4 protein-coding genes are annotated in these 2082 nt (G+C 51.8%); 2 read left to right on the forward strand and 2 right to left on the reverse strand.

The window, feature by feature from the left end:
* A partial coding sequence (locus WBR57_RS07605; protein WP_424083309.1) for a hypothetical protein occupies positions 1–364 on the reverse strand: 364 nt, incomplete at its 3' end.
* 218 nt (positions 365–582) lie between these two features.
* Here WBR57_RS07605 and WBR57_RS07610 point away from each other — a divergent pair.
* Together WBR57_RS07610 and WBR57_RS07615 are read left to right on the forward strand one after the other, a co-directional pair.
* Positions 583–1350 carry a tetratricopeptide repeat protein gene (locus WBR57_RS07610; RefSeq protein ID WP_424083310.1) on the forward strand — a complete coding sequence of 256 codons (768 nt, stop codon included), beginning with the start codon at positions 583–585 and terminating at the stop codon, positions 1348–1350.
* A gap of 115 nt (positions 1351–1465) precedes the next feature.
* Complete coding sequence (locus WBR57_RS07615; RefSeq protein ID WP_424083311.1) at positions 1466–1789, forward strand: hypothetical protein; 324 nt, start codon at positions 1466–1468, stop codon at positions 1787–1789.
* A gap of 34 nt (positions 1790–1823) precedes the next feature.
* On the opposite strand, the gene WBR57_RS07620 is transcribed toward WBR57_RS07615, so the two are convergent.
* Positions 1824–2082: ABC transporter permease (locus tag WBR57_RS07620; protein WP_424083312.1), on the reverse strand; the 259-nt coding region annotated here is incomplete at its 5' end.

The following is a 2082-nucleotide window of genomic DNA, read 5'->3' on the forward strand; positions in this document are numbered from 1 at the left end:
GGTCCGGTGTTGTTTTTAGGAAAATAGCGGCCTCCGTGCCGGTCCGCTTGGGCGGCGGCACGAGCTTGTTGTCGGCTTTCTTGAGCTGGACCAGGATGAGCACGCAGGCCGCGTTAACGGAGATTCCGATCGCAATGATGCAAACGCCGTTAAGGAACTCGGGCGTGCTGCCCATTTCACGGCCCTTTTCCATCACAAACAAGCCGAGCGCGCCGAACATGGCAACGAGGACGGAGCCAATAACCAAAGTCGCGGCGATTAGAAGCACGCGGCCCGTTTTTTGCGCAAGCGTCATCGAACTTAGCGGCGGCGGATCGAACAGATTGACCAACCAGGTTAGAATGGCGGTGGATCGTTTTATCATGATCTTGGGGCCTGATCGTAAAACAATTCCTCGATCATCTCCAAGCATGTAACGCAAACGTCACCGGATCGAATGGAGATCTTAACTTGAGCGCAAGGACTAATGGATGCAAATATAGACATTGAAGATTTCTGATTTTGATGCGTCGAGATATTCAATGGTCTTGCCTGCATGACGAAGAATGATCCCTGTCAGCAAATAGGTCTACGGGAAAACCGATGATCTCGCGCCCGACTTATCCTATGAAACAAAAATATGTTTCCGCAACGCGGGCCTGTGCGTGGACAGTGCTGCTGGCGATGTTTTTCGGCCTGGTTTGGGCTCCACTTATGCATGCGCAGGAACCCTCGACGAACTCTCCGCCCGTAAGCGGAGGCTCCTCTGCGCATCCCGCCGATACCGAGTCAGAACTGCTGAGCGAGTCTTACCAGGATTTTATGAAGGGGCAATTGGAGGTTGCGCTCGACAAGGTTAATAAAGTCATCCAACTCGACTCTCAAAACACGCAGGCTCTCCTGTTGCGCGGCGCGATCTACGCCGGACAAAAACAATGGGACAAGGCCGACTATGATTATCAAGTCGCTCTCGTTATCGATCCGAATAGTGCCATTCTGAAATTTGATCTGGCCGACCTTAAATTCATGCAGAAGAAATATGACGATGCGCGTTCCGGCTTTGTAGAGATACAAAACGATAAAGATCTGGGAGACTTCGCCACCTATAAGGTTTTTCTCTGTGATCTGCTCGGCGCCCACGAGGACGTTGCGGCCAGGGAACTCGATGCGTTTGACCGGGTGGCTGGAAACCCATCCTATTATTTTGCCAATGCGGCCTGGGATTTAGTCCACAACAAGACTGAGGAAGCCGCAGGCTGGCTCAAATCGGCCAAGTACATTTACGCCGATTCTCCCAAAAAGTTTGCGACATATACCTCAAGTCTGACCAGCCTTGGTTATCTGCCTCTCCATCTTTCTTCGACACCCTAGTTTTCTGCGCAAAACGTATAGCCTCCAAGATGGAGGGCTCGTATTACGATTTGGAAACAAATGGCCCAATGTTACAATTGGGTGTCAGTTGTGCGTTCGCTTTCCCGACGAATGGATGGCGGATATATTCTCAAAGCTGCAATCGCAGCAAAAAGCCATGGGATTATATCGCATTCCAATTCGACATGAAAAAGTTGAGACGGTTCCCCGTCTGATGCAATCCATTGGCTTCCCGGTTGTCCGCACTGAGAACCGGGAGGACGGCGTTCATTATTTTTGCGCCAACCCCAAGCGTTCGAATAAAAATTGGACGTTTTGCATCTCGCGCGAAAAGAAGGGCGGTCCGCAATTTTTTATGTGCGGACTTTCCCAGTTATCCAAGCAAATCGTGGGCTCCTTGAATGTCGAAGGGCTTTTTGACCGGCATCGTTCCGAATAAGATGCCATTGGGATTCCCTGCGGAAAGGAAGCGGTCAATCCAGTGTCTGACGATAGCGTTTGACGCCAATGGTCAGCGCGATGGCGGCGAAGAGCGCGATGGGCCATATTTCTGGGGCGATGTCCCAGAGGCCGTTTCCTTTGAGCAGGATGCCCCGGGCGATCCTCATGAAGTGAGTCAGAGGCATAATTTCTCCGATGGCCTGCGCCCAGACGGGCATGCCCCGGAAGGGGAACAGGTATCCGGAAAGCAGGATGGAGGGCAGAAAAACGAAGAAGGCCATTTGCATGGCT

The sequence above is a fragment of the Pseudomonas sp. genome (assembly GCF_049590575.1).
In the GTDB taxonomy this organism is placed as follows: domain Bacteria; phylum Pseudomonadota; class Gammaproteobacteria; order Pseudomonadales; family Pseudomonadaceae; genus Aquipseudomonas.